General features: G+C 57.1%; 23 protein-coding genes. 7 read left to right on the top strand and 16 right to left on the bottom strand.

The features are described 5' to 3' along the window. Positions 1 to 6: 6 nt before the first annotated feature. Both AC2TDA_RS09650 and AC2TDA_RS09645 read right to left on the bottom strand, forming a co-directional pair. Positions 7 to 2,844 (bottom strand): helicase-related protein, encoded by a 2,838-nt coding sequence (locus AC2TDA_RS09650; RefSeq protein WP_480879091.1) that lies wholly within the window; start codon positions 2,842 to 2,844, stop codon positions 7 to 9. Positions 2,845 to 2,865: 21 nt separating this feature from the next. After that, on the bottom strand, positions 2,866 to 3,435 hold the full coding sequence (locus AC2TDA_RS09645; protein ID WP_480845961.1) for a tetratricopeptide repeat protein: 570 nt from the start codon (positions 3,433 to 3,435) through the stop codon (positions 2,866 to 2,868). A gap of 69 nt (positions 3,436 to 3,504) precedes the next feature. On the opposite strand from AC2TDA_RS09645, the gene AC2TDA_RS09640 reads away from it, so the two are divergent. The 3 genes from AC2TDA_RS09640 (at position 3,505) to AC2TDA_RS09630 (ending at position 6,683) form a co-directional block, all read left to right on the top strand. Then, positions 3,505 to 3,795, top strand: coding sequence for an SCP2 sterol-binding domain-containing protein (locus AC2TDA_RS09640; protein ID WP_480845962.1), 291 nt, complete (start codon positions 3,505 to 3,507; stop codon positions 3,793 to 3,795). Next, complete coding sequence (locus tag AC2TDA_RS09635; RefSeq protein WP_480879090.1) at positions 3,795 to 4,775, top strand: alpha/beta hydrolase; 981 nt, start codon at positions 3,795 to 3,797, stop codon at positions 4,773 to 4,775. Before AC2TDA_RS09640 ends, AC2TDA_RS09635 begins: the two co-directional genes overlap by 1 nt. 87 nt (positions 4,776 to 4,862) lie before the next feature. Then, a complete protein-coding gene (locus AC2TDA_RS09630) occupies positions 4,863 to 6,683 on the top strand; it encodes a M3 family oligoendopeptidase (RefSeq protein ID WP_480879089.1) in 1,821 nt (606 codons plus the stop codon). A gap of 34 nt (positions 6,684 to 6,717) precedes the next feature. On the opposite strand, the gene AC2TDA_RS09625 is transcribed toward AC2TDA_RS09630, so the two are convergent. From AC2TDA_RS09625 to AC2TDA_RS09605, 5 genes are all read right to left on the bottom strand, one after another. After that, the gene (locus AC2TDA_RS09625; RefSeq protein WP_480879088.1) at positions 6,718 to 7,614 is read right to left on the bottom strand and encodes a DMT family transporter; all 897 of its coding nucleotides are present in this window, start codon (positions 7,612 to 7,614) and stop codon (positions 6,718 to 6,720) included. A gap of 19 nt (positions 7,615 to 7,633) precedes the next feature. Beyond that, complete coding sequence (locus tag AC2TDA_RS09620; protein ID WP_480879087.1) at positions 7,634 to 7,903, bottom strand: DksA/TraR family C4-type zinc finger protein; 270 nt, start codon at positions 7,901 to 7,903, stop codon at positions 7,634 to 7,636. A gap of 66 nt (positions 7,904 to 7,969) precedes the next feature. Beyond that, positions 7,970 to 8,944: a Gfo/Idh/MocA family protein gene (locus AC2TDA_RS09615; RefSeq protein ID WP_480879086.1), complete on the bottom strand. Its 975-nt coding sequence runs from the start codon at positions 8,942 to 8,944 to the stop codon at positions 7,970 to 7,972. A 167-nt stretch (positions 8,945 to 9,111) separates the two neighbouring features. Beyond that, on the bottom strand, positions 9,112 to 10,008 hold the full coding sequence (gene rpoH / locus AC2TDA_RS09610) for an RNA polymerase sigma factor RpoH (protein WP_480845969.1): 897 nt from the start codon (positions 10,006 to 10,008) through the stop codon (positions 9,112 to 9,114). Positions 10,009 to 10,155: 147 nt separating this feature from the next. Then, positions 10,156 to 11,190 carry an RluA family pseudouridine synthase gene (locus AC2TDA_RS09605; RefSeq protein WP_480879085.1) on the bottom strand — a complete coding sequence of 345 codons (1,035 nt, stop codon included), beginning with the start codon at positions 11,188 to 11,190 and terminating at the stop codon, positions 10,156 to 10,158. On the opposite strand from AC2TDA_RS09605, the gene AC2TDA_RS09600 reads away from it, so the two are divergent. Further along, positions 11,189 to 11,491: a DUF6476 family protein gene (locus AC2TDA_RS09600; protein WP_480879084.1), complete on the top strand. Its 303-nt coding sequence runs from the start codon at positions 11,189 to 11,191 to the stop codon at positions 11,489 to 11,491. The two genes, AC2TDA_RS09605 and AC2TDA_RS09600, sit on opposite strands and share 2 nt — an antisense overlap. A gap of 96 nt (positions 11,492 to 11,587) precedes the next feature. Here AC2TDA_RS09600 and AC2TDA_RS09595 read toward each other — a convergent pair whose 3' ends face one another. The 9 genes from AC2TDA_RS09595 to AC2TDA_RS09555 all read right to left on the bottom strand — a co-directional run bounded on the left by AC2TDA_RS09595 (position 11,588) and on the right by AC2TDA_RS09555 (position 21,492). Then, positions 11,588 to 12,406, bottom strand: coding sequence for a hypothetical protein (locus AC2TDA_RS09595; RefSeq protein ID WP_480879083.1), 819 nt, complete (start codon positions 12,404 to 12,406; stop codon positions 11,588 to 11,590). A gap of 112 nt (positions 12,407 to 12,518) precedes the next feature. After that, positions 12,519 to 13,511, bottom strand: coding sequence for a glycosyltransferase family 2 protein (locus AC2TDA_RS09590; protein WP_480879082.1), 993 nt, complete (start codon positions 13,509 to 13,511; stop codon positions 12,519 to 12,521). 127 nt (positions 13,512 to 13,638) lie between these two features. Continuing rightward, positions 13,639 to 15,633, bottom strand: coding sequence for a tetratricopeptide repeat protein (locus tag AC2TDA_RS09585; protein ID WP_480845976.1), 1,995 nt, complete (start codon positions 15,631 to 15,633; stop codon positions 13,639 to 13,641). Beyond that, complete coding sequence (locus AC2TDA_RS09580; RefSeq protein WP_480879080.1) at positions 15,630 to 16,583, bottom strand: hypothetical protein; 954 nt, start codon at positions 16,581 to 16,583, stop codon at positions 15,630 to 15,632. Before AC2TDA_RS09580 ends, AC2TDA_RS09585 begins: the two co-directional genes overlap by 4 nt. Next, a complete protein-coding gene (locus tag AC2TDA_RS09575) occupies positions 16,580 to 17,563 on the bottom strand; it encodes a glycosyltransferase family 2 protein (RefSeq protein ID WP_480879079.1) in 984 nt (327 codons plus the stop codon). The genes AC2TDA_RS09580 and AC2TDA_RS09575 overlap by 4 nt, the downstream gene beginning before the upstream one ends. A gap of 125 nt (positions 17,564 to 17,688) precedes the next feature. Continuing rightward, positions 17,689 to 18,825: an N-acetylglucosamine-6-phosphate deacetylase gene (gene nagA, locus AC2TDA_RS09570; RefSeq protein ID WP_480879078.1), complete on the bottom strand. Its 1,137-nt coding sequence runs from the start codon at positions 18,823 to 18,825 to the stop codon at positions 17,689 to 17,691. Next, entirely contained in the window at positions 18,822 to 19,850 is a 1,029-nt protein-coding gene (locus AC2TDA_RS09565; RefSeq protein ID WP_480879077.1) for an SIS domain-containing protein, read from the bottom strand. The genes nagA and AC2TDA_RS09565 overlap by 4 nt, the downstream gene beginning before the upstream one ends. A gap of 12 nt (positions 19,851 to 19,862) precedes the next feature. After that, positions 19,863 to 20,618 carry a GntR family transcriptional regulator gene (locus AC2TDA_RS09560; RefSeq protein WP_480845983.1) on the bottom strand — a complete coding sequence of 252 codons (756 nt, stop codon included), beginning with the start codon at positions 20,616 to 20,618 and terminating at the stop codon, positions 19,863 to 19,865. After that, on the bottom strand, positions 20,605 to 21,492 hold the full coding sequence (locus AC2TDA_RS09555) for a glucosamine kinase nucleotide-binding domain-containing protein (protein ID WP_480879076.1): 888 nt from the start codon (positions 21,490 to 21,492) through the stop codon (positions 20,605 to 20,607). Before AC2TDA_RS09555 ends, AC2TDA_RS09560 begins: the two co-directional genes overlap by 14 nt. Positions 21,493 to 21,652: 160 nt before the next feature. On the opposite strand from AC2TDA_RS09555, the gene AC2TDA_RS09550 reads away from it, so the two are divergent. The 3 genes from AC2TDA_RS09550 to AC2TDA_RS09540 all read left to right on the top strand — a co-directional run bounded on the left by AC2TDA_RS09550 (position 21,653) and on the right by AC2TDA_RS09540 (position 24,807). Continuing rightward, the gene (locus AC2TDA_RS09550; protein WP_480879075.1) at positions 21,653 to 22,576 is read left to right on the top strand and encodes an N-acetylmuramic acid 6-phosphate etherase; all 924 of its coding nucleotides are present in this window, start codon (positions 21,653 to 21,655) and stop codon (positions 22,574 to 22,576) included. Next, positions 22,573 to 23,826 (top strand): ABC transporter substrate-binding protein, encoded by a 1,254-nt coding sequence (locus AC2TDA_RS09545; RefSeq protein WP_480879074.1) that lies wholly within the window; start codon positions 22,573 to 22,575, stop codon positions 23,824 to 23,826. The genes AC2TDA_RS09550 and AC2TDA_RS09545 overlap by 4 nt, the downstream gene beginning before the upstream one ends. A gap of 66 nt (positions 23,827 to 23,892) precedes the next feature. After that, the gene (locus AC2TDA_RS09540; RefSeq protein ID WP_480879072.1) at positions 23,893 to 24,807 is read left to right on the top strand and encodes a carbohydrate ABC transporter permease; all 915 of its coding nucleotides are present in this window, start codon (positions 23,893 to 23,895) and stop codon (positions 24,805 to 24,807) included. The last annotated feature ends 9 nt before the right edge of the window (positions 24,808 to 24,816 follow it).

Below are 24,816 nucleotides of genomic sequence, written 5' to 3'. Positions count from 1 at the left end.
CGTGGATTAGTTACCGTCCTTCAAACCCATCAGCGCTGCTGCAAACGGATTGTCTGGATCGATCGCCTTTTCCTTCTTCGGAGGCCGTGACGAGAAGGACTTGGCACCCTGTGGCTTGCCCCCCTTCTTGCCCTGCGGCTTGCCGCGCCCATCCTGAGGTTTGCCGCGCGGCTTACCTTTGCCTTGCCCCTGCCGCTGTTCGCGGCGCGGTCCACGGTTGGCAGGGCGCTGACGACCCCAGGTAAAGGTGTAGAACACTTCGACTTCGGGCTCGTCCGAAGCTGTTTCGGACGCCGGTGCCTCGGCTGCCGCCTCGGTGCTTTCGGTGGCCTCGGCTGGCTCCTCGGCGGGTGTCGCGGCTTTTTCGGGCGCGACTTCCGGTACCGCGGTTTCTTCGGCGTCAGGGTGTTCCGTCGCCTCTGCTACCGCTTGTTCAGGCGCCTCGACCGTTTCAACCGCGACCGGTTTGACTTTCTCACGCTCGCTTCTCTCGGCCTTGTAACCTAATCCTTGCATGAGGTCAGCAAACTGCTCGAGGGTCATACCAGTGATGGACAGCATATCTGGCTTGGCTTCAAACCCGCCACGGCTGTCTTCGGCACGCAGCATGTCAGCCAAACGTTCGAGCATGTCGATACGGATCGAACGCTCACCGGCATCGCGGTATCCACACATGGTATCGTAGCCTTCGGGTGCACCCTTGGCGACGGGGACAGTAACCAGGCCCGGAGGCGGCGCGTCCGGGAACTCCTGCAAGCCACCAGCCAGCGCCCAAAGCACCAGACGCAGGCGCGTCGGCGCAGGTTTCAGCAACAGCGGCATGAAGATGGTGAACTGACCGAACCGGATGCCGTGCTTGCGCAGCGCACCGCGTGCGTCCTGATCCAGATCCTTGACCTCTTGCGCGACACCGGCACGAGGCAATACGCCCAGCGCCTCGACCATGCGGAAGGCAAAACCCTTGGCCAGTCCTGACAGTTCCTCATCCCGTGACAGGTTCAGCAGCGGCTCAAACAGCGCGGCAACCTTTCGGTCAATGAAGTGTTGCAGGCGACGCTGAACCTTCTGTTCCACGTCCGGGCCGGCAGCTTCATCCACAAACACCTCTACCATCGGCTTGAGAGGCTCTGCCCCGGCAACCAGTTTGCCGACGGCATATTCGCCCCACATCAGGCCGCCCTGATCGGTAAAATCAATTTCGGTATCGGGCGCATTGTAGAAGCGATCGGCACGCAGATGGAATTGCGGCGCGAGTGCTTGCAAGGACGCCGATTTCAGAGCTTTCGCTTCGGTTCCCTGCGCGCTTTTGTCCGGGGTAAACCGGAACCCTTCCAGACGACCGACGAATTCTCCTTCGACGGTCACTTCACCCTTGTCATTTACTTCGGCCAAAAGGGCCTCCTTCTGTTTGAGCCGGCGCAGCAATACGGATGTGCGCCGGTCCACAAATCTCTGAGTCAAACGTTCGTGAAGAGCGTCCGACAACCTGTCTTCTACAGCGCGCGTTTCGGCGCGCCAATGCGATTCGTCACGCACCCAGCCGTTTCGTTGCGCAACATATGTCCAAGTGCGAATATATGCCAACCTTTTGGACAATGCGTCAATATCGCCATCAGTTCGGTCGATGCGCCGAATCTGACGTGCCAGGAAGTCATCGGGGATCGCGCTGCGCTCATGCAGATGTTCATAGATCACTTCAAGCAAACTGGCGTGTTCGGCATGGCTGATGCCGCGAAAATCGGGGATACGGCACACATCCCATAGCAAACGTATAGATTGCCCGTCGCTTGCACGTGCCGCAATCTCAGCCACTTGCGAAAGCGATTTCAGTACATTCAGATCGTCGGCAGGCCGCGCTTTCATCAAATGTTCGTCGTTTGGGCCGACCTCGAGGGAATCGATCAGCGCATCGATTGACCCGAACCGCAAAGCAGCATTCCGCCAGTTCAGCTTCTTAATCGGCGTAAACCGGCTATCCATGATGGCCTGAGCGACACCCTCGTCCAGTGGCGGTGCTTCTCCGGTGACACCAAAGGTACCATCGGACATGCCACGCCCGGCCCGGCCTGCAATCTGCGCCAGCTCATTTGGCGCCAGAGGACGCATCCGCCGTCCGTCGAATTTACTCAGAGACGAGAACGCCACATGGTTCACGTCGAGATTAAGCCCCATGCCGATAGCGTCCGTGGCGACCAGGTAATCGACTTCACCATTCTGGTATAAGTCTACCTGTGCATTTCGCGTGCGCGGGCTGAGCGCCCCCATAACCACAGCGGCCCCACCTTTTTGACGGCGCAGCAATTCGGCTATCGCATAGACGTTCTCAACCGAAAAGCCGACGATTGCGCTGCGTGCAGGCATACGGCTGATCTTCTTTGACCCGGAATAAACCAGTTGCGACATCCGCTCCCGTCGAACGAATTGTGCTTCGGGTACCAGCGCCGCTATAGGACCTCGCATGGTGTCGGCACCCAGAAACAGTGTCTCGTGGGTACCGCGAGCGCGCAGCAGTCGATCCGTGAACACATGGCCGCGCTCGGGGTCGGCGCACAGCTGGATTTCATCGATTGCCACGAAATCCGTACCCATTGCCTCGGGCATCGCCTCGACTGTGCAAACCCAATACTGGGCACGCGGCGGTACGATCCGTTCTTCACCCGTGACCAGCGCCACGACGGATGGACCGCGGATCGCAACAATCTTATCGTAAATCTCACGCGCCAGCAGCCGCAGCGGCAGGCCGATCACACCAGTTCGGTAACCCAACATGCGTTCAATCGCATAATGGGTTTTACCTGTGTTTGTCGGACCGAGAACGGCCACGATTCGGGATGACCCGTTCACCTTTGCCCCCTGCCCCGGACCTTAAAGTGCCTTGCCTTCAATCTGAGGCTTCAGCCGATTCAGGGCATTGGTTACTTCTTCGTGATGGGGATGTATAGCCAACGCACGGGAATAGGCCTCAAAGGCCTGCTGAGGTCTGCCCACGATCTCAAAAATAAGGCCTAACCCGTAGATAGCCTCGTAATTATTCGGGTTCAGTGTCAGGGCATGTTCCAGATCCGCCGCCGCCATGCCAAACCGATCAATGCCAAAAAAAGCGGACGCCCTGACATGCCAGCCTTCGGCAAAATCGGGCGCATGGTCTGTCAGCGCGGTCAAGTGTTCGATAGCTGCGCTGATGTCACCATCATCCAGGGCTTCCCGTCCACGTTCGAGCAAAAGGTCCGCCGATGCCGAACCTGACTGCGACCACAATGCCTGCAACTGGCGATCAATGCCGACAGCTTGTTCCGGCGTAGCCTGCGCCAGCTGCTGCAAAAGCGCAGCCTCATCCCGAGAGTCACCTTGTTGCGCAATGCAACTGGTGGAAATCGTGACTAGGAGAGTCGTTGCCGCCACGATACGTTTGAGTTTGGTGCTTGCAATGCTCATAACAACGTTCAGTGTAGCGTTGCGACCGGGGATGTCCATTCACGGCGCACAAACAAAACGAGGAAGACCATGAGCGAAATTCTTGAAAAAGCGGCGGCCGCGCTGAACGAAAAACTGGCGGGCGGCGCTTTTGACGCTTCGGCCAAGTTTTCTATCGCCGATCTGGGGGCTATCGTTCTGGATGCAGACGGCGCGCGGGTCAGCGACGAGGATGCGGATGTCACCCTAAGCGCGGATGCCGACACATTCGAACAGATCCTCAGCGGCGAGATGAACCCCACAGGCGCGTTCATGTCCGGCAAGCTGAGCGTGGATGGAGATATGGGAATTGCCATGAAACTTGCCTCGGTGCTGGCCTGATGGAGTTATCGCCGGCCCCTTTCTTTGAAGATGTGGCCGGCGGACCCGACGGTGGTACGGCGCATTGGCTGAAAACCTCGGATGGCATTCGTATCCGTGTAGGGCACTGGCTCCCGAATCGCGACGCGCTTGGAACGGTTATGCTGTTTCCAGGCCGGACGGAATACATAGAAAAATATGGCGATAGCGCAGCCGAATTTGTGAATCGCGGCTTTGCAGTGCTCGCTGTGGACTGGCGCGGTCAGGGTCTGGCCGACCGGTTGCTGGACGACCCGCGCGTGGGACATGTCGAGAAGTTCACGGACTATCAGCATGATGTTCGTGCGACCTTGGATTTGGCCGCAAGGCTGGATTTACCGAAACCGTGGTATGTCCTTGGGCATTCGATGGGTGGCGCAATCGGGCTGAGGGCAGCCGTGGAAACCAACAGTTTTGCGGCTTGTGCCTTTACGGGTCCGATGTGGGGCATCTTTTTCACACCACTCATGAAACCCCTTAGTCGCCTGACCGCATATTGGGGACCAAGGTTCGGGCTGGGAGAAAAGAAGCCACCCACGACGTCATTTGCAAGCTATGTCGCCTCACAACCTTTCGAAGGCAATATGCTGACGCGCGACCCCTCGATGTACAAGATGATGCAGGATCAACTGACTGCGCATCCAGAACTTGCTCTGGGCGCACCGTCGACCATCTGGCTACGTGAAGCGCTGGATGAATGCGCCTGGCTTATGGATCAGCCGGCGCCCGATATACCTTGCCTCACCTTCCTAGGCGGTCACGAGCAAATCGTGGATCGAAAAGCGATCCGTGCGCGGATGGCAAACTGGCCGCGCGGCACTCTGGTGGAAATCCCGGATGGCGAGCATGAGGTGTTGATGGAAGCACTCAATGTACGCGGCCCTGTCTTCGATCAGCTTGCCGCACATTTCCTCGCAGCCCGTTCGGATCGGCCGTGCGAGCCGGTGTTTTCAGGCGAATGATCCGCGGGGTCACGGACGCATCAGTCGGCTTGTGATCCTAGCGCCGCACACCTAAATGTTGGCAAACAATTCAATTCGAGGTGTTCCATGCGCGACCTACCCTTTCCCGTCCGTGACGCAAACGCAATCGGCGGCGCCGAAAACTTGGGCGACTTGCCAGAGTGGGACCTGACCGACCTCTATTCCTCCGAAGATGCGCAGGAACTGACCCAGGATCTGGATTGGCTGGAAAAGGAATGCGCCTCGTTCGCAGCAGATTACGAAGGCAAACTGGCCGAACTGGACGCCGAAAGCTTGCTGACGTGTGTGCACCGCAATGAAAAGATCAATACCATTGCAGGCCGCATCATGTCTTTTGCCGGGCTGCGCTATTACCAGCTTACCACCGATGCTGATCGCGCGAAATTTCTGTCGGACATGCAGGAAAAAATCACTGTCTTCACTACGCCACTGGTCTTCTTCACACTCGAGATCAACCGCATTGAAGACGACGTTCTACGAGCGCATTTTGACGCCAATCCTGCGCTGGCCCGGTACGAGCCAGTCTTCCGCCGCATCCGCGCTATGAAACCCTACCAGCTGTCTGACGAGCTGGAGAAATTTCTGCACGATCTGGGCGTGGTTGGCGATGCGTGGGAACGTCTATTTGACGAAACCATCGCCGGGCTGACATTCACCGTGGATGGTGAGGAACTGAACATCGAAGGCACTCTGAACCTGCTGACCGAGCAGGACCGCGCAAAGCGCGAGGCGGCCGCCCGGGAACTCGCGTCAGTATTTCAGGACAACATCAAAACCTTTGCCCGCGTGCACAACACGCAAGCAAAGGAAAAGGAAATCGTCGACCGCTGGCGCAACATGCCAACTGCGCAAACGGGGCGCCACTTGTCGAACGATGTAGAACCCGAAGTGGTCGAAGCCCTGCGCGAGGCGGTTGTCGCTGCTTATCCCAAGCTCAGCCATCGGTATTACGAATTGAAACGTAAGTGGCTGGGTCTGGATGTCATGCAGGTCTGGGATCGCAACGCGCCCCTTCCGATGGAAGACACTCGCATCGTCAACTGGGCCGAGGCCCAGAAAACGGTGATGGACGCCTACAACGCCTTCGATCCACGCATGGGCGAAATCGCGACGCCCTTCTTTTCCAAAGGCTGGATCGATGCTGCCGTGAAACCCGGCAAAGCCCCCGGCGCGTTTGCCCACCCCACGGTGACCGAGGTTCACCCCTATGTAATGCTCAACTATCTGGGCAAGCCGCGCGACGTGATGACACTGGCGCATGAGCTGGGCCACGGCGTGCATCAGGTGTTGGCCGCCGATCAGGGTGAGATGCTGTCATCGACGCCCCTGACACTGGCCGAGACCGCATCCGTGTTCGGCGAAATGCTGACCTTCCGTAAAATGTTGGACCAGGCCGAGACACCGGAACAGCGCAAAATTCTGCTGGCCGGCAAGGTCGAGGACATGATCAACACGGTCGTGCGTCAGATCGCTTTTTATGACTTCGAGTGCAAACTGCACGCAGCCCGGCGTGAGGGTGAGCTGACCCCCGATGACATCAACGCCTTGTGGATGAGCGTTCAGGCCGAAAGCCTTGGCTCGGCATTCGAATATATGGACGGGTATGAGACTTTCTGGGCCTATATCCCCCACTTCGTGCACTCGCCGTTCTACGTCTACGCCTACGCATTCGGTGATGGATTGGTGAACGCCCTCTATTCCGTTTACGAGAGTGGTGCCGAAGGTTTCGAGGACAAGTACTTTGAAATGCTGCGCGCCGGAGGGTCGAAACACCATTCCGAACTGCTGGCTCCGTTTGGCCTGGACGCCAGCGATCCGAAATTTTGGGATAAGGGCCTGTCGATGATTTCCGGCTTTATTGACGAGCTGGAAGCGATGGAAGGCTGACACGATAACGGGCGGGTCTTTGCGGCCTGCCCCTTCAGTCTTCGGTCTTTTTCATGGAAGTCAGGAAAATGGCCGCCACGATCAACACGGCCCCCAGTATCGCCATCGGCGTAATGGCTGCGCCCAGAAACACCGCCGAATTGACAAAAGTAAACACGACCGACGAGGCGAACAATAATGTTGCCGTGAGTGTCGAAACCCGCGCCGCCGCCTCATACCAGAGGTAATACGCCAATGCGGTCGGAAAAATTCCAAGCAGGATCAGGAACACCACATCGTTGGCGCTGGGAATCTGCAGCGAAAACAATGCCAACGGCACCAAAAGAACGCCCGAACACAGAAAGATTCCGAACAGGAAATTCAGTCGTTCTGCGGTCGACTGCGAGGATCGCATTGCGCGGCTGCTGGCAATCAGAAACACGGCCCAGCTGAACCCCGCGCCGATTTCCATCAGATCACCCAGCAAGGGTTCTCCGCCGCCCTGAAAATCCTGATAGACCGTTAAAAACACACCTAATATCGCCAACGCCGTCGCGACAAATTCTGTACGCCCAATGGGCGTGTCGGCAAAGAAATACAGAAACACCAACACAAAGAACGGGGCGGTGTTTTCCAGCACCATCGCATTGGCCGCACCCGTATGCTCAAGGCCGATGTGAAACAGGATGTAGTTCACGACCGTGGCAAAAACGGCCAGGCGAAAATTCCAGTCATCGAAACGGATCGAGGCCCGCGCGCCCATAACGCGCAACATCGCGTAGATTGCCAGCGCCGCAATGAACAACCGGGTTACGGCAATCTGCAACCCACCCAGATCACTTGTCAGGTACCGGACGATAACGCTGTGCGTACCCCACAGAAAAGCCGCCAGAAACCCGAGCAGCAGACCGTTTAGCAACCACGATTGAGCTTTGGTTGAACCGTCTTGCACTGCGCCCTCCTGACACGGCCTATTTCAGCTGACTGTCCTTTGATCCGCGGCGATTGACACCGCCCCGCGCCTTGAACGCACCGTCCCGGTCTTGCTGACAATCAAGGCACAGCTTGACGCCCGGCAAGGCCAGTCGACGTTTCTCGGGGATGGGTTCCTCGCATTCAGCGCAATGGGTCAGGCTTTCGCCCACAGGGCGTTTCTGCGCCTGCATCCGCGCAAGCTCATCCGAAATGGATGCCTCAATCTGTTCGCTCACCGCGCCGTCGCGTGCCCAGCCACCGGCCATAAGTCCCCTCCTGATTGGGTGAGGAACAGGTTAGACGCGCCAGGGTCGTATTGGCAAGTAATCGAATTACAGTGAAACGGCTCCGTCGAAGACCTTGTCAATCACCACTTGAGTACCGCGTGAAAATTCCAGCGGGCAGATGTAATCGTCTCCGTTTCGAACCGTTTGGCAAAATGCTTCGACCTGCAGTTTATAGTGATCGTCGCCCGGGAACCGCGTGACCTGCACCTCGAGCCCGGGGCGATGCAATTCCACGCGCGCCTCCCCGAATACGCGCGCGTTGAAGGGGGCAGTCAGACGAATAACGCCCTTTTCACCGTGGAACACCATCTCTTGGTGCGGGTGCATGCGGATCGAGACATAAGCGGAGTAGGTAAAATCCGGGAATTGAGCACGGATTTCGGTAAAGCTGTCGATGCCGTTTTCCCAGCGGATCGCGGATTGCACGGCTACTGGTTCTTGCCCAGAGGCAAATCGCGCGCCTCCGATCACGTAAACACCGATGTCCCGCAACCCGCCCCCTCCGGTTTCGGCACGGTTTCGGATGTTCTGCACCTCGGTACGGTTGTCGAAGCTGAAGGCACCGGTGACATGCGCCAGCCGTCCGATTGCGCCGTCGGAAATCAGTTTACGCGCCAACTGCCATTGAGGGTGATGCACGATCATGTATGCCTCGGCCGCCAGCAATCCGGTCTGATCCCGTTTGGCGATCAGCTGATCAAACTCCTCGGCCCGCATTGTCATAGGCTTTTCGCAAAGCACATGCTTGCCCGCCTCTAGCGCCTTCAGGCTCCATTCGACGTGCAGGTGATTGGGCAATGGGATGTAGACAGCCTCGATCGCAGGGTCCGACAAAAGGGCATCATAGCTGTCATGGACAATCATTTCGGGACAGAAGCTGAGGAAAGGCTCTGCCTTGGCCGGATCAGAGGTGGCCAACCCGGCAAACCGCGCGCCATTTGCTGCATGAATCGCAGGTGTCATGAATTGGCGCGCGAATTTCGAGGCACCAAGAACACCCCAATGAACCGGTTTCTGCATAATCCCCCCTCCCGAAATCTGAGCTGCCGCTAGCGTTAGCGCAAACGTGACCCCGTTCTTCTAACAACGCAGGACCATTCTGTCATGACTTAAGTCGCCCCGTGTCTGCACGAAAAAGCCGGCCCAATCGAGATTGGCCCGGCTTTCTTCAGAATTCTTGTAGTGGCTCAGACTTTGCCCAGCATGCCTTTGTCACGGGCAAGCTCTCGCATCTTTTTCTGCAGTTTCTCGAATGCCCGAACCTCGATCTGACGAATGCGTTCACGGCTGACATTATACTGCGTGCTCAGCTCTTCCAATGTGACCGGTTGATCCATCAGACGGCGCTGGGTCAGGATGTCCTTCTCGCGATCATTCAACACATCCAGAGCAGCCGCCAACAATTCCCGGCGGGCTTCCAGCTCATCCCGTGCTTCGTAATCACCGGCCTGATCCGCATCTTCATCTTCGAGCCAGTCCTGCCATTGCATGGTTCCTTCGCCTTCGGACCCGACGGTCGCATTCAGCGAAGCATCTCCGCCAGACATCCGACGGTTCATGCTGATCACTTCATCTTCCGTTACGCCTAAATCTTCTGCGATCTTCTTGACGTTTTCCGGACGCATGTCACCTTCTTCCAGCGCACCGATGCGTGCCTTGGCCTTGCGCAGGTTAAAGAACAACTTTTTCTGAGCCGAGGTCGTGCCAAGCTTGACCATCGACCACGACCGCAGGACGTATTCCTGGATCGAAGCGCGAATCCACCACATCGCATAGGTCGCCAGGCGGAAACCTTTTTCGGGGTCGAATTTCTTAACCGCCTGCATCAGGCCCACGTTGGCTTCGGAAATCACTTCAGCCTGCGGCAGACCATAGCCGCGATAGCCCATAGCAATCTTAGCCGCCAGACGCAGATGGGATGTAACCATCTTATGCGCAGCCTCGGTGTCCTGTTCTTCGACCCAGCGTTTGGCCAGCATATATTCTTCTTCCGGCTCCAGCAGGGGAAACTTGCGAATCTCCTGCATATAGCGGTTCAGCCCACCTTCAGGCGTGGGCGCTGGAAGATTTGTGTAATTTGCCATTTATTTCTGCCCCTTGGACAAATGTTTAAGTCCTTAACATGGGATATGGGTACCAGACCCGATACATTCAAGAGGATCTGTTAACAGTCTGGAATTAAGCATTGATTAAGAAAAGCTAAAACTGCCTTCTTCACAGGCCTTTGCACATTATGTCAACGGCGCACGCAACTGGTTCAGTAGGGTTTCCATGTCATCCGGAAGCGGGGCCTCAAACCGTAACATGTTGCCGGTAACTGGGTGCTCAAACCCTAACACCGCCGCATGCAAGGCTTGCCGTGGAAATTCCCTGACAGCTTCGGCGGTCTCGGGGCTGAATGCGCGCGCGGCCAGTTTGCGTTTGCCACCATAGACGGGATCACCGACCAGCCCATGCCCGGCATGGGCCATGTGCACACGAATCTGATGTGTCCGGCCCGTTTCCAGCCAACATTCTATCAACGCCAACGTGCCGGGCGTTCCGTAAGTGTCGACGACCCGAGCACGCGTCACGGCGTGGCGCCCACCGTGGAACAGAACGGCTTGTTTCTGCCGGTCAGTCTTGTGCCGCGCCAGTTGTGTTGTCAGGCGCATGATGTTGCCGGGTTCGAAACTGACGCCCTTGATCCCGCGCAGGCGCGGATCATTTGCATCCGGAATGCCGTAACAAATCGCGCGATAGTATCGTTCGACAGTGTGCGCTTCAAACTGCGCTGCCAACCCCTGATGGGCCGCGTCAGACTTGGCTACGACAAGCAAGCCGCTGGTGTCCTTGTCGATGCGATGCACGATGCCGGGCCGTTTCACCCCACCCACGCCTGACAGACCATCGCCGCAATGATGTAACAGCGCATTTACCAGAGTCCCACTTGGGGATCCGGGCGCCGGGTGCACAACCATGCCTGCCGGTTTGTTCACCACAATCAGGTCCGCGTCTTCGTAGACAACTTGCAGCGGAATATCTTCAGGTCCGATATGGCTGTCTTCGGCCTCGGTCACGGAAATCTCAATATGCGCGCCTTCGGCTACTTTCGCCTTCGGGTCCGCCGCCACGATACCGTTCACGCGGACGGCACCTTCGCCAATCAGGCGGGCCAGCCGCGTTCGCGACAGGGCCTCGCCATCTGGCACATCCCGTGAAAGCGCCTTATCAAGACGAGGCGGCGGTGCAGCCGCAATATGAAACTCAATCAGGCGAGTGCCCATGACAGACCCTTCCGAACCTCTGGAGCCGCAGGAGACGCCACAGCTTCGCTTGTTGCGTCGCATGGTCATGCTTCTGACCGCGGTGATGATTGGCGGGGTTCTAGTGACATTCGCATTGATTGTCATCCGCTTATCGGACCGCATACCCACCCTACCTGAGCAGATCGAGTTGCCCGACGGTGCCAAAGCTCAAGCGGTGACCATCGGAAACAACTGGTACGCCGTTGTGACTGATGACAACCGGATATTGATCTTCGACAAAACCACAGGCCGATTGCGGCAAGAGATCCAGGTTGAGTGATCCGGCCTACAATGTCGCGTATTCGGCTTGATCCGTGTCAATCCCGGGCCGATAGGCGCCAACTTCACCATCCAGCCCCACATCGGGAAGAATCGTTTAGATCGGAGCTGCGGCCGGGTCGATACCGTGTTTCTCAACTAGCTGCCCGATCAGACTGTCCTCAGGAGGAATACTGTCAAAACGGTTCCGCAAGAAAGGGCGCATCCGACGTCCATAAAAGTGGATAGAAACTGTGTCAGGTTGAATGAACTGTTGAAAGTTACCACCTGCGCGCGCCATGACCCTGCGATTTTCGTAGGGAATGGGATATAGAATATGTGACTGCATTGCGTTCTTGTCCTCACCATGACGCTTTAAGAGCCAGGTCAAGGCAGAAGGTCCCCACACACCCCAGGGCATTTCACCGACATGTTTCGCGTTGCCGCTTTCCTTCGCCTCAATCAGAGCTTTCTTATGGCGTGGAGCGACCCAGGGAGGGATCGCATAAGGGTCTTCCGTGTACCGAATGAGGTCTTGCAAGGTTGGGCTGTCTGGCGGCAGCTTCATTATACCGTTCGCGACTTCAGAAGCCGTAATCCAGCCATAGTAGTGACCATCCGTGGGTACAAAAGGCCTTATACAATATGCGTCCGTATCTGCCCAAATCAGATCGGGTTCTTGTGCAAGCATACGATATCGGAACTTGTCTGCATGGGGAGCAGGGCTTCCGGTTCGGCCGTGTATGACAAAGTCTTCATCCGGCAGAACCTCGCGCGCATCTCGAACTTCGACACCGTCCGGGATGTTGGAGACATTATTGTAAACGTAGAGCCTGACACCTTGGCCTGCGTGCAAAAAGGAAACGATGCACAATTGTTCGAGAAAACTCAGCGGGCCTTCCACCCAAAGCATGCCTATTTTGTAGTTGTCTGGCATCTGGCTCAATTCCTCGTTCGCGTTTTGTCTATGGGTGTTTCTTGGGCATAGCGCCTATTCGATACCGGCGCGCCAATATGCGTGGCGCGATCTAAGATTACGCTGCCATTTCTCACGCCGCTGGGTCCGTGGCGCTGGCCATTTGTTCCATCAGGTCCTGAATATCGGGCTCACTCAACAGCTCTGTGATCTGTTGTTGATGCGAATTGCAAGCCGCGTGATGCAGGCGCGCCGTCTCGGAATCAGAAAGCAGCGCATCAAAAAGTTCTCGTTTGCGCCTGGCCACGGCATCAATGGAACGATCGGTCACGGCATTCTGGTTCATGATGTTCCAATATTCCAGGCCCAGATCACCCCCGGTATGGTGCGCGCGGCCGCGCACCTTTTTGACCAAGTAGCTTTCGCAGGACTTCAGCGCATAATGGTTCAACTGTACAAACTCGTAGCCGACGGAATCCCGAGCTGACCGCCAGCTGCCAGTGAAGTACCGATCCGGCATGGGTTGCCCCGCCCCGTTGTACCAGTGACATTCCGACATGGTTTCCACGGTCGAAAATTTGGGGCGATGCACGCCCAAAGTGTCCCACAAACCGCGTTGAAACATCGTCTTGATACCCCAGGCCTGATGCGGTTTTCGGGTATTCTCCCGCGCAGCCCGTGTGAACTGGTCGGTCAGAAACCGGTCTTCGTATTTGACGACGCCCGAATTGCCGAACAGGCGCCAGGTCATCGAAATCGTTCGCGCGTCGGGAATGGCATCTGTCAGGGCTTTCAACGTATTGTCCCCCGTCTTTACGTTGATAAGCTCGTCAGCATCGATGACGATGACCCAGTCCTGCGGACGCGCCACTTCCATCGCAAGAAATGTCTTGTAGGCTCGTTTCTGAGGGCTGGTCCGACGGTGGGAATTGTTATCCACATGGGTCACGATCCCACGTTCATGCAACCTTTGAAGCAGAGCATCGGTGCCGTCCGTGCAGTCATTTGTCATGACCACCATCTGATCAATACCGATTGCCTGATTGTGCGCCACCCACTCAAGCACAAAGGGTCCTTCGTTTTTCATCGGCGTTACGCTGACAAATCGCGGATCCTGTTCTGCCATTTCAGATTGCCTCATTCCCTGCTGCGCCTGCGCGCCTTGCCTGATTTTTGTTTAAGATTAAACACACTGACCGGACAAACCAACGACTATCACCGCTTCAGGATCGTTCTTAATCCGGTAATAAACGTCAATTCCCAGCCCTTTTCAGTTGATTGGCAAAGCGTTTGAACGTCGGGCACAGTTCACTGGCTTTTCGAAGGTAAGGACGCGCTTTTCCCTTTTTGCCGCGCCGCAAAAGTATCTGCCCGGCCAGACCCTGAATTGCAGCCGTTCCCTCGTCCATATCCGCAGCCTGCAAAATCTGATTCTCCCCCTGCTCAGACGCACCGAGCCTTTCCAGCAGACGCCCCATAGCAAATACGAGAAAAGGGTTTTCCGGGTCACAGGCCAGCGCCTCGGCCATGGTGCGGCGCGCACGCCCCGCATCTCCCTCGGTTTCGTACAACTCGGCCAGCCGTTTGTAATACAGCGCATTTTCCGGGCGTTCAGCCACAACTTGCCGAGCGCTGTCTATGGCCTTTGCCGGAGACAGTTGACCCATCCGCATCTGCAGAACCGATGCGAAGCTTCTAAATTGAGGGTCTTCAGAAGCAATATCCGAGACGTTGTCCAGACCGGCCTGCAAAGTAGCCAGGCGCGGACCATCGCCCAACAAACGTCTTGCCCGTTGATCCAGCGCCAGTTCTGACCAATCCATCAGGATCATGTCAAAATTGCAGGGCTGTCGAGCGAGCACTTTCTGCTGCACCAGATACAAATTGTTGAACGGTGGAAATCGGCGTTGGCGCAGGCTGCGCTGCAACGCCCAGTCCACAGGAGGAAACAAACGGAAAGCCAGCTGATCACGATACAGCATTCGCGAACCCAGCACGACAACATCGGGCCGCAGGGGTTTGGCCCAGAACGCTTTTCCGAACTGAAGGCTCGCCCCCCAACGCTTTTTCTGAGCCCCCAGAATGGCCCCGCGCAATGCACTTAGAACCGCGTGGTCTTCGGGCCAGAGGTGTTGGTTCTCAAGACCCTGACGCGCCAGAGCCTCACTTTCCTGCCACTGGCCCAGATAAAAACAGTTCAATGCCTGAAGCAGTGGTAGAAACGCATTGTCTGCACCTGCGTCAAGAATGGGTTGAGCAAGTTCGTAGGCCTCTTGGCACAAGTCCTGCGCAATGAGGTATTGCACCGCCTTGGAATAGACATGCGCAGCTTCAGAGGTATTCAGAAATGCGCCCGGCCCTTTTGCTGCGCGCGCAATCACGCGGGCATTGGCAATCTGCAGTTCGTCTTCGGACAGGACGTCGCGGAAAACCTTTCTCTGTTGGCCGGAGACCCGCGCGGCAGCCATCGAAAAGGCCGAGATAAACGGCGCGATCACCTGATCGGCCCGAGACATCGTGTAGAGTTCCAGAAAATCGCGCTGCGCTCGTGTAAGACTGGAGAGGTCAGCGATATCCGCCATTTGCATCAGTTCTGGAAAGCGTTGCTGAAATCGAGCGATCAGCTCCGGCTGATCCGAAAACATGATTGCAGCCTGCCCCTTGGTCTTTTCCAGATGTGCTTCGTAAAGTTCCTCTGGTTCAATCTTGGCTGGCCATGTCGTGTGCTTCCAGGGCAACCCGTTCAGAATGTCACCGCGCCGGATGTGATAGGCCGATACGCCCTGTCCTGAGAGTTTGTCATCGGCCCGCTCCATGATAGCGCGTATCTGATCAGTGAATCCGATCCGATGAATGAATTGCCGATAACGTGGGCGGATGGCTTCGATATCTTCCCAGGGAAAGGCCAGAACCTCGAACCCTTCCTCGACCAATACCGAGCGGCCCGATGCCAAGTGCGCCTTAAGCCGTTCAGGGGACGGGTCACTTTGAAAAGCCCAAACTGGCAAGGCGTTTTTGCTGAGTGAATCGAACTCTTTCTGGTCAAGAAAGTGCCCGTCCATCCAGTCTTTCGAAAACAACTCCTGCGGGTGGTCAAGTTCCGGTGCATCCGCCCCCTGTGGGAACCAGTTCACCCGATAGTCCGCACTGAAGTCCTCGGCTAGCCGAATGCAGGTCAGCATCATAAGAAGCCGCGCGCCCATTCTGTCCTTGCGCTGGCCAATAAAAAAGCCCGTTTCCGACGTCATTGCGACTTCCGGGCGGTTTCTGCCGCCAATTGACGGCGCAGTGACTGGAACCTCTTGCGTGCTTTGCTGACCAGCTTTGGATGGCGTTCGCTGCCGTACGCTTCAACACCGCGCATATACATCGGCAGCGTGCGCCGGGCCCGCATCATCCGGTAGTATTCCGGCGGCTCCAAGGTGCCGTCCATTGCCCCAAGCATGACAGGCTTCAACAGGTTGAGCTTCCGCAACATAGGCGCCGCGAAATGGTTCGAAGACCAGGTTTTTAACAGAGTCGTGTTTGATCCCTGCAAGCGGGCCGCGTGTCGCCGGTCCAGATCAAAAAACGGGTCATAGAAAACATAAGCCCTGCGTGCGGAACCTAGCGTTTCGGCCCCATCACTCAGTGGTAAATCCCAATCCTGTACACGACCAAACCGATATCGGGTTTCCCAGGGAACCAACCGCTCATCCAGGGTGGTTTGCGGATTGAAGGCGATCACAATCGATCCCGGTGCGATCGCAGAAAACACAAGCGCACCAAACCCACCCATCGACGCGCCGGCAAACACGACCTGATCGAACTGTTCAAAAAAGCCCTCGGTCGCCTTGGCCTGAAGATAGGCGATGATCTCTGGGTCGCGATACCAAGCCTTGGTTCGCGCAATAACGCCAAGATGCGACCAACCTATATCGCGAAAGAACTTCCACCCCCAAGGTTCCCGGGCAAATGACAGATCGTTAACGTTGGCAATATTGTCAAAGCTGACCACCAGCCGGGACGTGTCGCGTTGATGATAAAGGATCGCGTGCCGGTCCAACTTTTGCAGGAAACCGGATCCGCTGCCGCCCGGGTACAATTCGACAAACCAGGGCGGCGCCGGATCGGTCAGGATACGCTCATATCCCGTCCTTCGATCGGGATGCTCGGGCTGGAGCTGATCTTTGGAAAGGTCATCTACCATGGGTTTCAAACAAGATTATCCGCCAACCAGGAGCGGAATTCGACCCAGTCCGGCCGCATTTTGATTTCCGAGGCTTTGCTGCGGTGCCAGTCACAGGCTTGTGCGTGCAGCCGCCCCAGATCGGGATCAGCCTTCAACTCGGCCAAAAGTGGGATGGCCCGCTCGGCCACAGGCTGAATCGAGCGGTCTTCTTCCTTGTTGGCGTTCATATCCCGCCAATAGGATTGGCCCTGATCCACCTTGATGTGATTGGTCCGCCCGCGGTCGCGCTTGATCAGGAACCCGTCCAATGATCGTACCGAATAATGATGCAGCCGGCCAAATGAATGGTCGAACCCGCGCCATGCGCGCCAACCAATGTCGGCGGCGGGAAACAAGTTCCCACCGGCATCCGACCAGGCAACTTCGTGTTCCTTGCCCTCTTCCATGCCCTTAGGGCGGTGCGGGCCATAACGCGTGAACTTGCCGTTGTTTCGGAAGAGGGTTTTCAGCCCATAAGCCCGCCCGGAATGGTGTGGAAACTCCAGATCCGACATCGAGAAAAGCTGTGTTACGGGTTTGTCTTCCAAGCTTATATTCCCGGAACTTCCAAAAAGCTTCCAGGCAAAGGAAATCGCGTCCACAGGTTGTGCTGCTTTTTCCTCAACCGCTTCGATTAAAGCGGCGAAACTGTTGTCACCGCAACGGATATTCCAGAATTCATCCACATCCAGACACATCAGCCAGCCCGCTTGTTGCACTTTTGGGTGCCGCCGTGCACGCCGCAGCATTTGGTGTTGCGGGTTGCCGCCCTCAGCCACCTTGTTGTCGACATGAGATGCCCATCCCATTTCCTCAAGCCTGCGCGCGATGTCGTCTGTGCCGTCTTCACAATCATTCGAAAAAATTACAAAATGATCGACCCCCAACATGCGATGATAGGCCACCCATTCCAACATGTACGGGCCTTCATTCTTCATCGTTGTGAATACGGTAATGGTCTGAGACATCTATGGCATTCCGGAAACTTACTCAGTTTCCTTCTTACACAACCCGAATAGTCGCGGCGAGCGGGGAAATGCGCCCAGCGCGTAACCCGTCCGGGACTGATGCAAGGCTACATCCGAACAAACGGTCAGAAAGAAATGGCAGGAGTTGCCCCTGACAGGTCCGGCGCGATCCTGATCGCGTCAGACAATCTGTGCAGCTGGCCCTTTTTGCTGTCCTGAATGAACTCGGCCGGAACGCTGGTGGCAGCACCAAGGGCCTGCGGAAGCGAAACGCCGACCTCGGCCACGAGAATTCTAACTGCTGTTGTCAGGTCGAGATCCGCCCCTGCCAAGGTCCCGTCCTGCAACGTCAACCTACCGTTTTCGCGCCGGATCAGGCGACCTTCGAGCCGGAACTCGCTTTGGGTCGTTCCAGCCACTGCCATGGCGTCACTCACCAGAAATATCCTGCCCGGGCCACGTTTAGCCACCCAAGCTGAACGCATCGTTTCAGGGTGAACATGGACGGCATCCGCGATCATCCCCGCAGACATCTGACCGCTGGACAATGCTGCCCCGACCAATCCCGGCTCGCGGCTGCCCAGTTGGCTCATGGCGTTGAACAGATGGGTGGCACAGCGCGCGCCGGCCCGAGCATAGGCCATGCAGGTGTCAAAGGGCGCATCCGTGTGGCCCAGTGACACGATCACACCGGCCTTCGCCATTGCTTCCACCTGATCGACGGTGGCGTTTTCAGGGGCCAGCGTCACCATGAGCGCTGGCAATACCTGTGCCGCCATCAAAATCCGGGCAAGATCGGCCTCTTCCATGGGCCGTATCAACGCTGCATCATGGGCCCCCTTGCGACGTTCCGACAGGTGCGGGCCTTCCAGATGCAAACCAGCGATGCCTTGCACCTCCGTGTTGACGGCTTCGATTGCAGCGTCAATCGCCGCAAGGGTCTTTTCAGCCGTATCCGTGATCAGCGTCGGCAGGATCGAGGTCGCACCCAGCGAGCGATGGGCCGATGAGATACGCGCCAGTGTTGCGACCGAAGGGTCGTCATTGAACATGACGCCGCCGCCACCGTTTACCTGCAGATCGACATATCCGGGGCTTAGGATATCGCCTGTCAGGTCTTCAACATTTTCGCCCAATGCAATCTCTGCCTCGGGGATCAGCGCCTGCAGCACTCCGTCTGCAAACCGTGCTGCGTGGCCGGTACGTACGGATTTGCCGTCGAATATCGGCCCGCCCGCAAAGGTTATCGGCTGGGCGCTCATACTGTTTCTGTCACTTTCTTCAGATGGCGCGGTGTGTCCGGATTTATCCCGCGCCGCGTGGCAACGGTTTCAACCATACCATAAAAGGACGCAATGGACGTGACCGGATCGGTCATCCAATGCGATGTGCGTACATGCGGCAAAGGTGTCGCCTGTGCCACCCTATCAGTGGTCGCAAATACTTGCGCCCCTTTGGCCGCCAGCGCATCGGCGACCTCGGCAATATTGGCTTCGGCGGCATCGCCTGAAGAGAAAGCAAGCACCGGAAAACCCTGATCGACAATTGAGACCGGGCCATGCAGAACTTCGGCCGAGGAATAGCTCTCGGCGTGGATCTGGCAGGTTTCCTTGAATTTGAGAGCCGCCTCATTGGAAATCGCCCAAGAGGTTCCGCGCCCCAATGTAAACAGAGACTGACCATCGACAGCTTCGACCACCGCGCTCCAATTACAAGTGATGGCCCCTTCAAGGGCTGTGGGCAGACTGCGGATCGAGGCCAACAGAGCCTCATCGCGTTTGATTTCTGCCAGCAACCAAAGACCTGTCACTAGTGAAGTCACAAAGGTCTTGGTCGCTGCTACGCTTAGTTCCGGCCCCGCATGGATCGACAAAGCAGAGGACGCAGCTTCGGCCAAAGCGGAACTGGTGTTGTTTGTGATGGCAACGGAATACGCGCCCCCATCTGTCAGCGACTTCGTAAGTTGAACGATGTCTGGACTCTGCCCGGATTGCGAAACCGCGATGCACAAGGCGCCTTCACAGCGCATGTCGACGCCATAGATGGATTTCACCGAAGGTCCGACCGACGCCATCGGCAAGCCCAACAGCAACTCGGACACGTATTTCAGATAGCTGCAGGCGTGATCTGACGAACCACGCGCGACCGAAATCAGAAAACGTGGATCGCGCGTCCGGATTTCCTCGGCAGTTTTTGCAATGGCACCCGCGTCGTAGGTAAGTAATCGGTCCACAGCACAGGGAATTTCATTTATTTCCTTGCGCATCTGAGTGGTTTCGCTGGGCATGGTCCGGGCCTTTCAGTTTGACAGGCGCAGTTCGGCTACGAAATCGTAGGCTTCGCCGTGATAGATTGATCGGGTCAGTTCCGCGACCCGTCCGCTTTCGAGATAGGAGGTGCGCTGGATTCGCAGCCCCGCGGTACCTTCTGCGCAGTCCAGAAGCTCAGCTTCCGTCGCTTCAAGGTTAATAGCTGAAATCTTCTGTATTGCTCGAACCGGGCGATGGCCCAATTGCTCCAGCACTGCGTAAAGCGACCCCGAAACCTCGGTCGGATTGGGCAATATGTCGAGAGGCAGGGCTGCGCGTTCCAGCGCCATTGGGCGACCACCCGCCTCGCGCAGCCGGTGAATGCGGGCGACCTGCTCACCAGCCGACAAGCCAAGAGCCATCATTTCTTCGGGCGACGGCAGGAAAATCCCGCGCTCCAGCCATGTGGATGTGGTCTTGAGCCCGCGCCTTTCCATGTCTTCGGTAAAGGATGTCAGGTGTGACAGCGATTGCTCGACGCGCGACACGGGTTCGCGCACAAAAGAACCGGACCCCTGACGTTGTTCGATCGCGCCTTTGCGAACCAGCTCTTGAATGGCCTTTCGCACGGTAACGCGGGACAGGTCAGTCAGTTCGGCAATTTCGCGTTCGGGCGGCAGTGAGCTGTTGGGGGGCAGAATACCGTCCTCGATCCCCTGCTCGAGCCGCTGGCGCAGTTGCACATAGCGGGGACCGGCGGTCCGGCCCAGCCAGCCTTCAGGGCGCAGAAAATCAGCAACGCTCATTATCAATCTCCTCTTGAAATGCGCGCGCCAGCGCCAGCGCACCAGCCATTGGATCACCAAGCGGTTCAGCAAGGTCGGATTGCATGTCTACCGGCAGATATGGCGCGTATTGAGGGCCAATACCCCCTGTCAGACACACCGGCATACCAGGCACCCACCCCATTTTGGATATCCGATCTGAAAGGTATTCGGCGGCCTCTTGCATGATCATCACCGCTATTGGATCTCCCTTGGCGGCGAATTCCGTGACGGTCGGCGCCAATGCGCCAAACTCCGTTGGGGACATGTCGGCGGCCGCCCGGACAACACCTGCAGCTCCATCGAACCGCTTTAACAGCCTGTCTGCCATTTTGGACTGCTCAGTCAGCCCGTCCGTACACTCTAACGTATTGGACAATGCCTGCCGCCCAACCCATTGGGCCGACGCCTGATCCCCCAGAACCGGCCCCCACCCACCGGCGAAGTGCATTTCGCCAGCACGTTGGGCCGCAATGAACGAACCGGTCCCGCAATGAGCAACAAAACCGCTTTCAGGCCCCAAGGCCCCGCGCAAGGCCGACGCCCTGTCATCGGCAATACGAACCCTTTGAAACGGCAACGCCGCAGCCAGTTGATCGGCCAGTGCATCGCCGGTTATTCCAGCCAACCCCAGATACGCCGGCGCTTGGGCAAGTATGGCGACGGTAGTCCCGACATGCTCGGCCAACATACCCAGCCCGCGCTTCAATTCCGCACGTGCGGCGTCAAAATCAGTAGAAACGTTTGCCGCGCCCACCTCGATCTGCCGGATCACAGCGCCATCGAACAGAGCGATGCGGCACCGCGTGCCGCCGCCATCGACGGCGAGGTACATGGTATCTGAGGCATTAGTCATACAAGTACCTTTATAATACCTTTTATCAATTTAGAAGACCTAAATATGACCAAATGCAAAATATAGGGCGAAATAGGTGAAAATTTTGTGACGTAAACAAAATGGTAGACTAATGGTATCTAAAAGGTATGATGCCAGAAGCCTAGGGAGGGAGAATCACGTGATCACGCCAGTGACGGAACAGTTGCATCAGGATGCCATCGGACTGGACGCCCGGCCTCTGCTTGATGTCGCCGCACTGCTGGGGCAATCACAGGCCGAGGCATCCAAAGCCCCGCTGGGCGCGATCGATCAGATTTGCGCAGGCGCGCAGGCCATGGCCAGCACAATTCGATCCGGCGGTGTTTTGCATTACCTTGCAGCGGGATCTTCGGGCCTTATGGCAGCGTCGGACGCGCTGGAGTTGGGCGGAACATTCTCTATTCAGGCGAACCAAATTCGCATTCACATGGCTGGCGGCCTGCCCACAGGGTCAGAGATGCCCGGCGATGCCGAAGATACCTCGGACACACTGGAAATGGAACTGGCCGACCTTTCCCGTAAGGACACAATGATTGCCGTCTCGGCCAGCGGGACAACACCTTATACGATAGCTGCCGCCAAGATCGCTCGGAACATGGGGGCGACCGTGATCGGGATTGCCAACAATTCAGAATCGCAGTTGCTGCAACTGGCAGATCACGCGGTCCTGTTGTCGACACCGCCCGAACTCATTTCCGGCTCTACCCGCATGGGTGCGGGGACTGCGCAAAAAATTGCGCTGAACATACTCTCGACACTGATGGCAGTGGAACTGGGTCATATTCAGGACGGCATGATGATCAACCTGCGCGCCGACAACGACAAATTGCGAGCCCGCGCAACCGGGATCGTGTGTCGACTGACGGATTCCACGCCCGAATGCGCGGAAACGGCGCTGGCCGAGGCCGACGGCAACCTCAAATGCGCCGCCCTGCTGGCTGCGGGCGCCGGGTCGCTTGAAACTGCACAAACACTGCTGCGAGAGTCCAACGACCACCTTCGCCCCGCATTGGAACGACTGAAAAAAAACATTGAAACTATCAACATGGGAGAAACCAAATGACACGCAAAGTTCTAAGTCTGGCCTTGCTGAGCACCGCGCTCGTTGCCAGTGGCGCCTATGCCCAAGACGCCACCCTGACCATCGAAAGCTGGCGCAATGATGATCTGGCTCTGTGGCAGGACAAGATCATTCCGGCCTTCGAAGCCGAGCATCCCGGCATTAAGGTGGTCTTTTCCCCCTCGGCCCCGGCCGAGTACAACGCCGTACTGAACTCCAAGCTCGAGGCCGGATCGGCGGGCGATTTGATCACCTGCCGTCCCTTCGACGCCTCGCTTGCACTGTATGAAGCGGGCCACCTGACCGACCTGTCCGATCTGGGCGCCATGAACAATTTCTCGGACGTCGCCAAATCCGCGTGGCAAACCGATGATGCCTCGGCCAGTTTCTGCGTGCCTATGGCATCGGTGATCCACGGATTCATCTACAACAAGGACGCGTTCAACGAGCTGGGTATCGAAGTCCCGACCACTGAGGCCGAGTTCTTTGCCGCACTGGAAAAGATCAAGGAAGACGGCACCTATATCCCGATGGCCATGGGCACCAACGACCAGTGGGAAGCCGCCACCATGGGATATAACAACATCGGCCCGAACTACTGGAAGGGCGAGGAAGGCCGTCTGGCGCTGATCAAGGGCGAACAGAAACTGACCGATCCCCAGTGGGTTGCGCCTTATGCAACGCTAGCTAAATGGGGCCCCTATCTGGGCGACGGGTACGAGGCACAAACCTATCCCGACAGCCAGAACCTGTTCACGCTGGGTCGCGCCGCAGTTTATCCGGCGGGCAGCTGGGAAATATCAGGATTCAACACGCAGGCCGATTTTGAAATGGGCGCTTTCAAGCCGCCGGTTCAGAATGCTGGCGATACCTGCTACATTTCGGACCACACCGATATTGGCATTGGCATGAATGCCGCCAGCGAAAACCAGGAAGCCGCACGTACTTTCCTGGCATGGGTCGCAAGCCCGGAATTCGCCAGCATCTTTGGTAACGCCCTGCCCGGCTTCTTCCCGCTCTCCAGCACTCCGGTCGAATTGGAAGATCCGCTGGCCAAGGAAATAGTCGGTTGGCGTGATGAATGTGAAAGCACGATCCGGTCGACCTACCAAATCCTTTCACGCGGCACGCCGAACCTGGAAAACGAGACCTGGGGCGCATCCGTTGCCGCAATCAAGGGCGTCGAAACACCCGAAGCACTGGGTCAGCAGCTTCAGGACGGTCTGGCCAGCTGGTACGCGCCGCATCAGTAAGATCTGACTGTACAATTCCCGGACGCGCGCCCGCGTCGCGTCCGGCACCTTTCCCCGGAGTTTCCCATGCAGACCCGCCGCATCAGATGGCATATCGCCGTATTCCTGGCACCCGCTGTGCTGGTCTACACGGCGGTGATGATCTTCCCCCTTTTTAACACCCTGCGCCTTGCACTGTTCACCGAGGTTGATCAGACCCGCATCTATGTCGGGTTGCAGAATTTCCGCACGCTGTTCTTCGACCCGATCTGGTCCGAGCAATTCTGGAATGCTCTGGGCAACAACTTCTGGTTCTTTCTCGTTCACATGCTGGTTCAGAACCCCATCGGCGTCGCTCTGGCCGCGATCCTGTCGCACCCTCGCCTGCGGTTTGCTGCACTTTATAGGTCTGCAATATTTATCCCGACGATCCTTAGCTTTGTGATTGTGGGCTTTGCCTGGAAACTGATCCTTTCACCTCTTTGGGGCATCGCGCCTTCGATGCTGGACGCGGTCGGTTTGAAATCTCTGTTTGCGCCGTGGCTGGGAAAAGAAGAATACGCGCTGACCACGCTGGCGCTGGTCTCAGTCTGGCAATTCGTCGGCATCCCGATGATGCTGATCTATGCCGCCCTTTTATCGATCCCCGAAGAAATCCTTGAGGCCGGAGAAATCGACGGAATCACCGGAACTTCGGCCTTCTGGAAGATCAAACTGCCTCTGATCCTGCCTTCGATCGGCATCATCTCGATCCTGACTTTCGTAGGTAACTTCAACGCGTTCGACCTGATCTATGTGTCGCAAGGTGCGCTGGCGGGGCCAGATTTCTCGACCGATATTCTAGGCACATTCATGTACCGCACCTTCTTTGGCTTCCAGTTGCAACTGGGCGACCCACATATGGGCTCGGCCATCGCCGGGGCCATGTTCGCCATCATCCTCGTGGGTGTCTGTATCTACCTGTTCGGCATCCAGACCCGGATGCGCCGGTATCAGTTGTGAGGATCGGCA

Source organism: Ruegeria sp. HKCCD6426 (genome assembly GCF_057221115.1).
The sequence above is the reverse complement of the archived record's forward strand: the minus strand, read 5'-3'. Positions and strand labels throughout refer to the sequence as shown.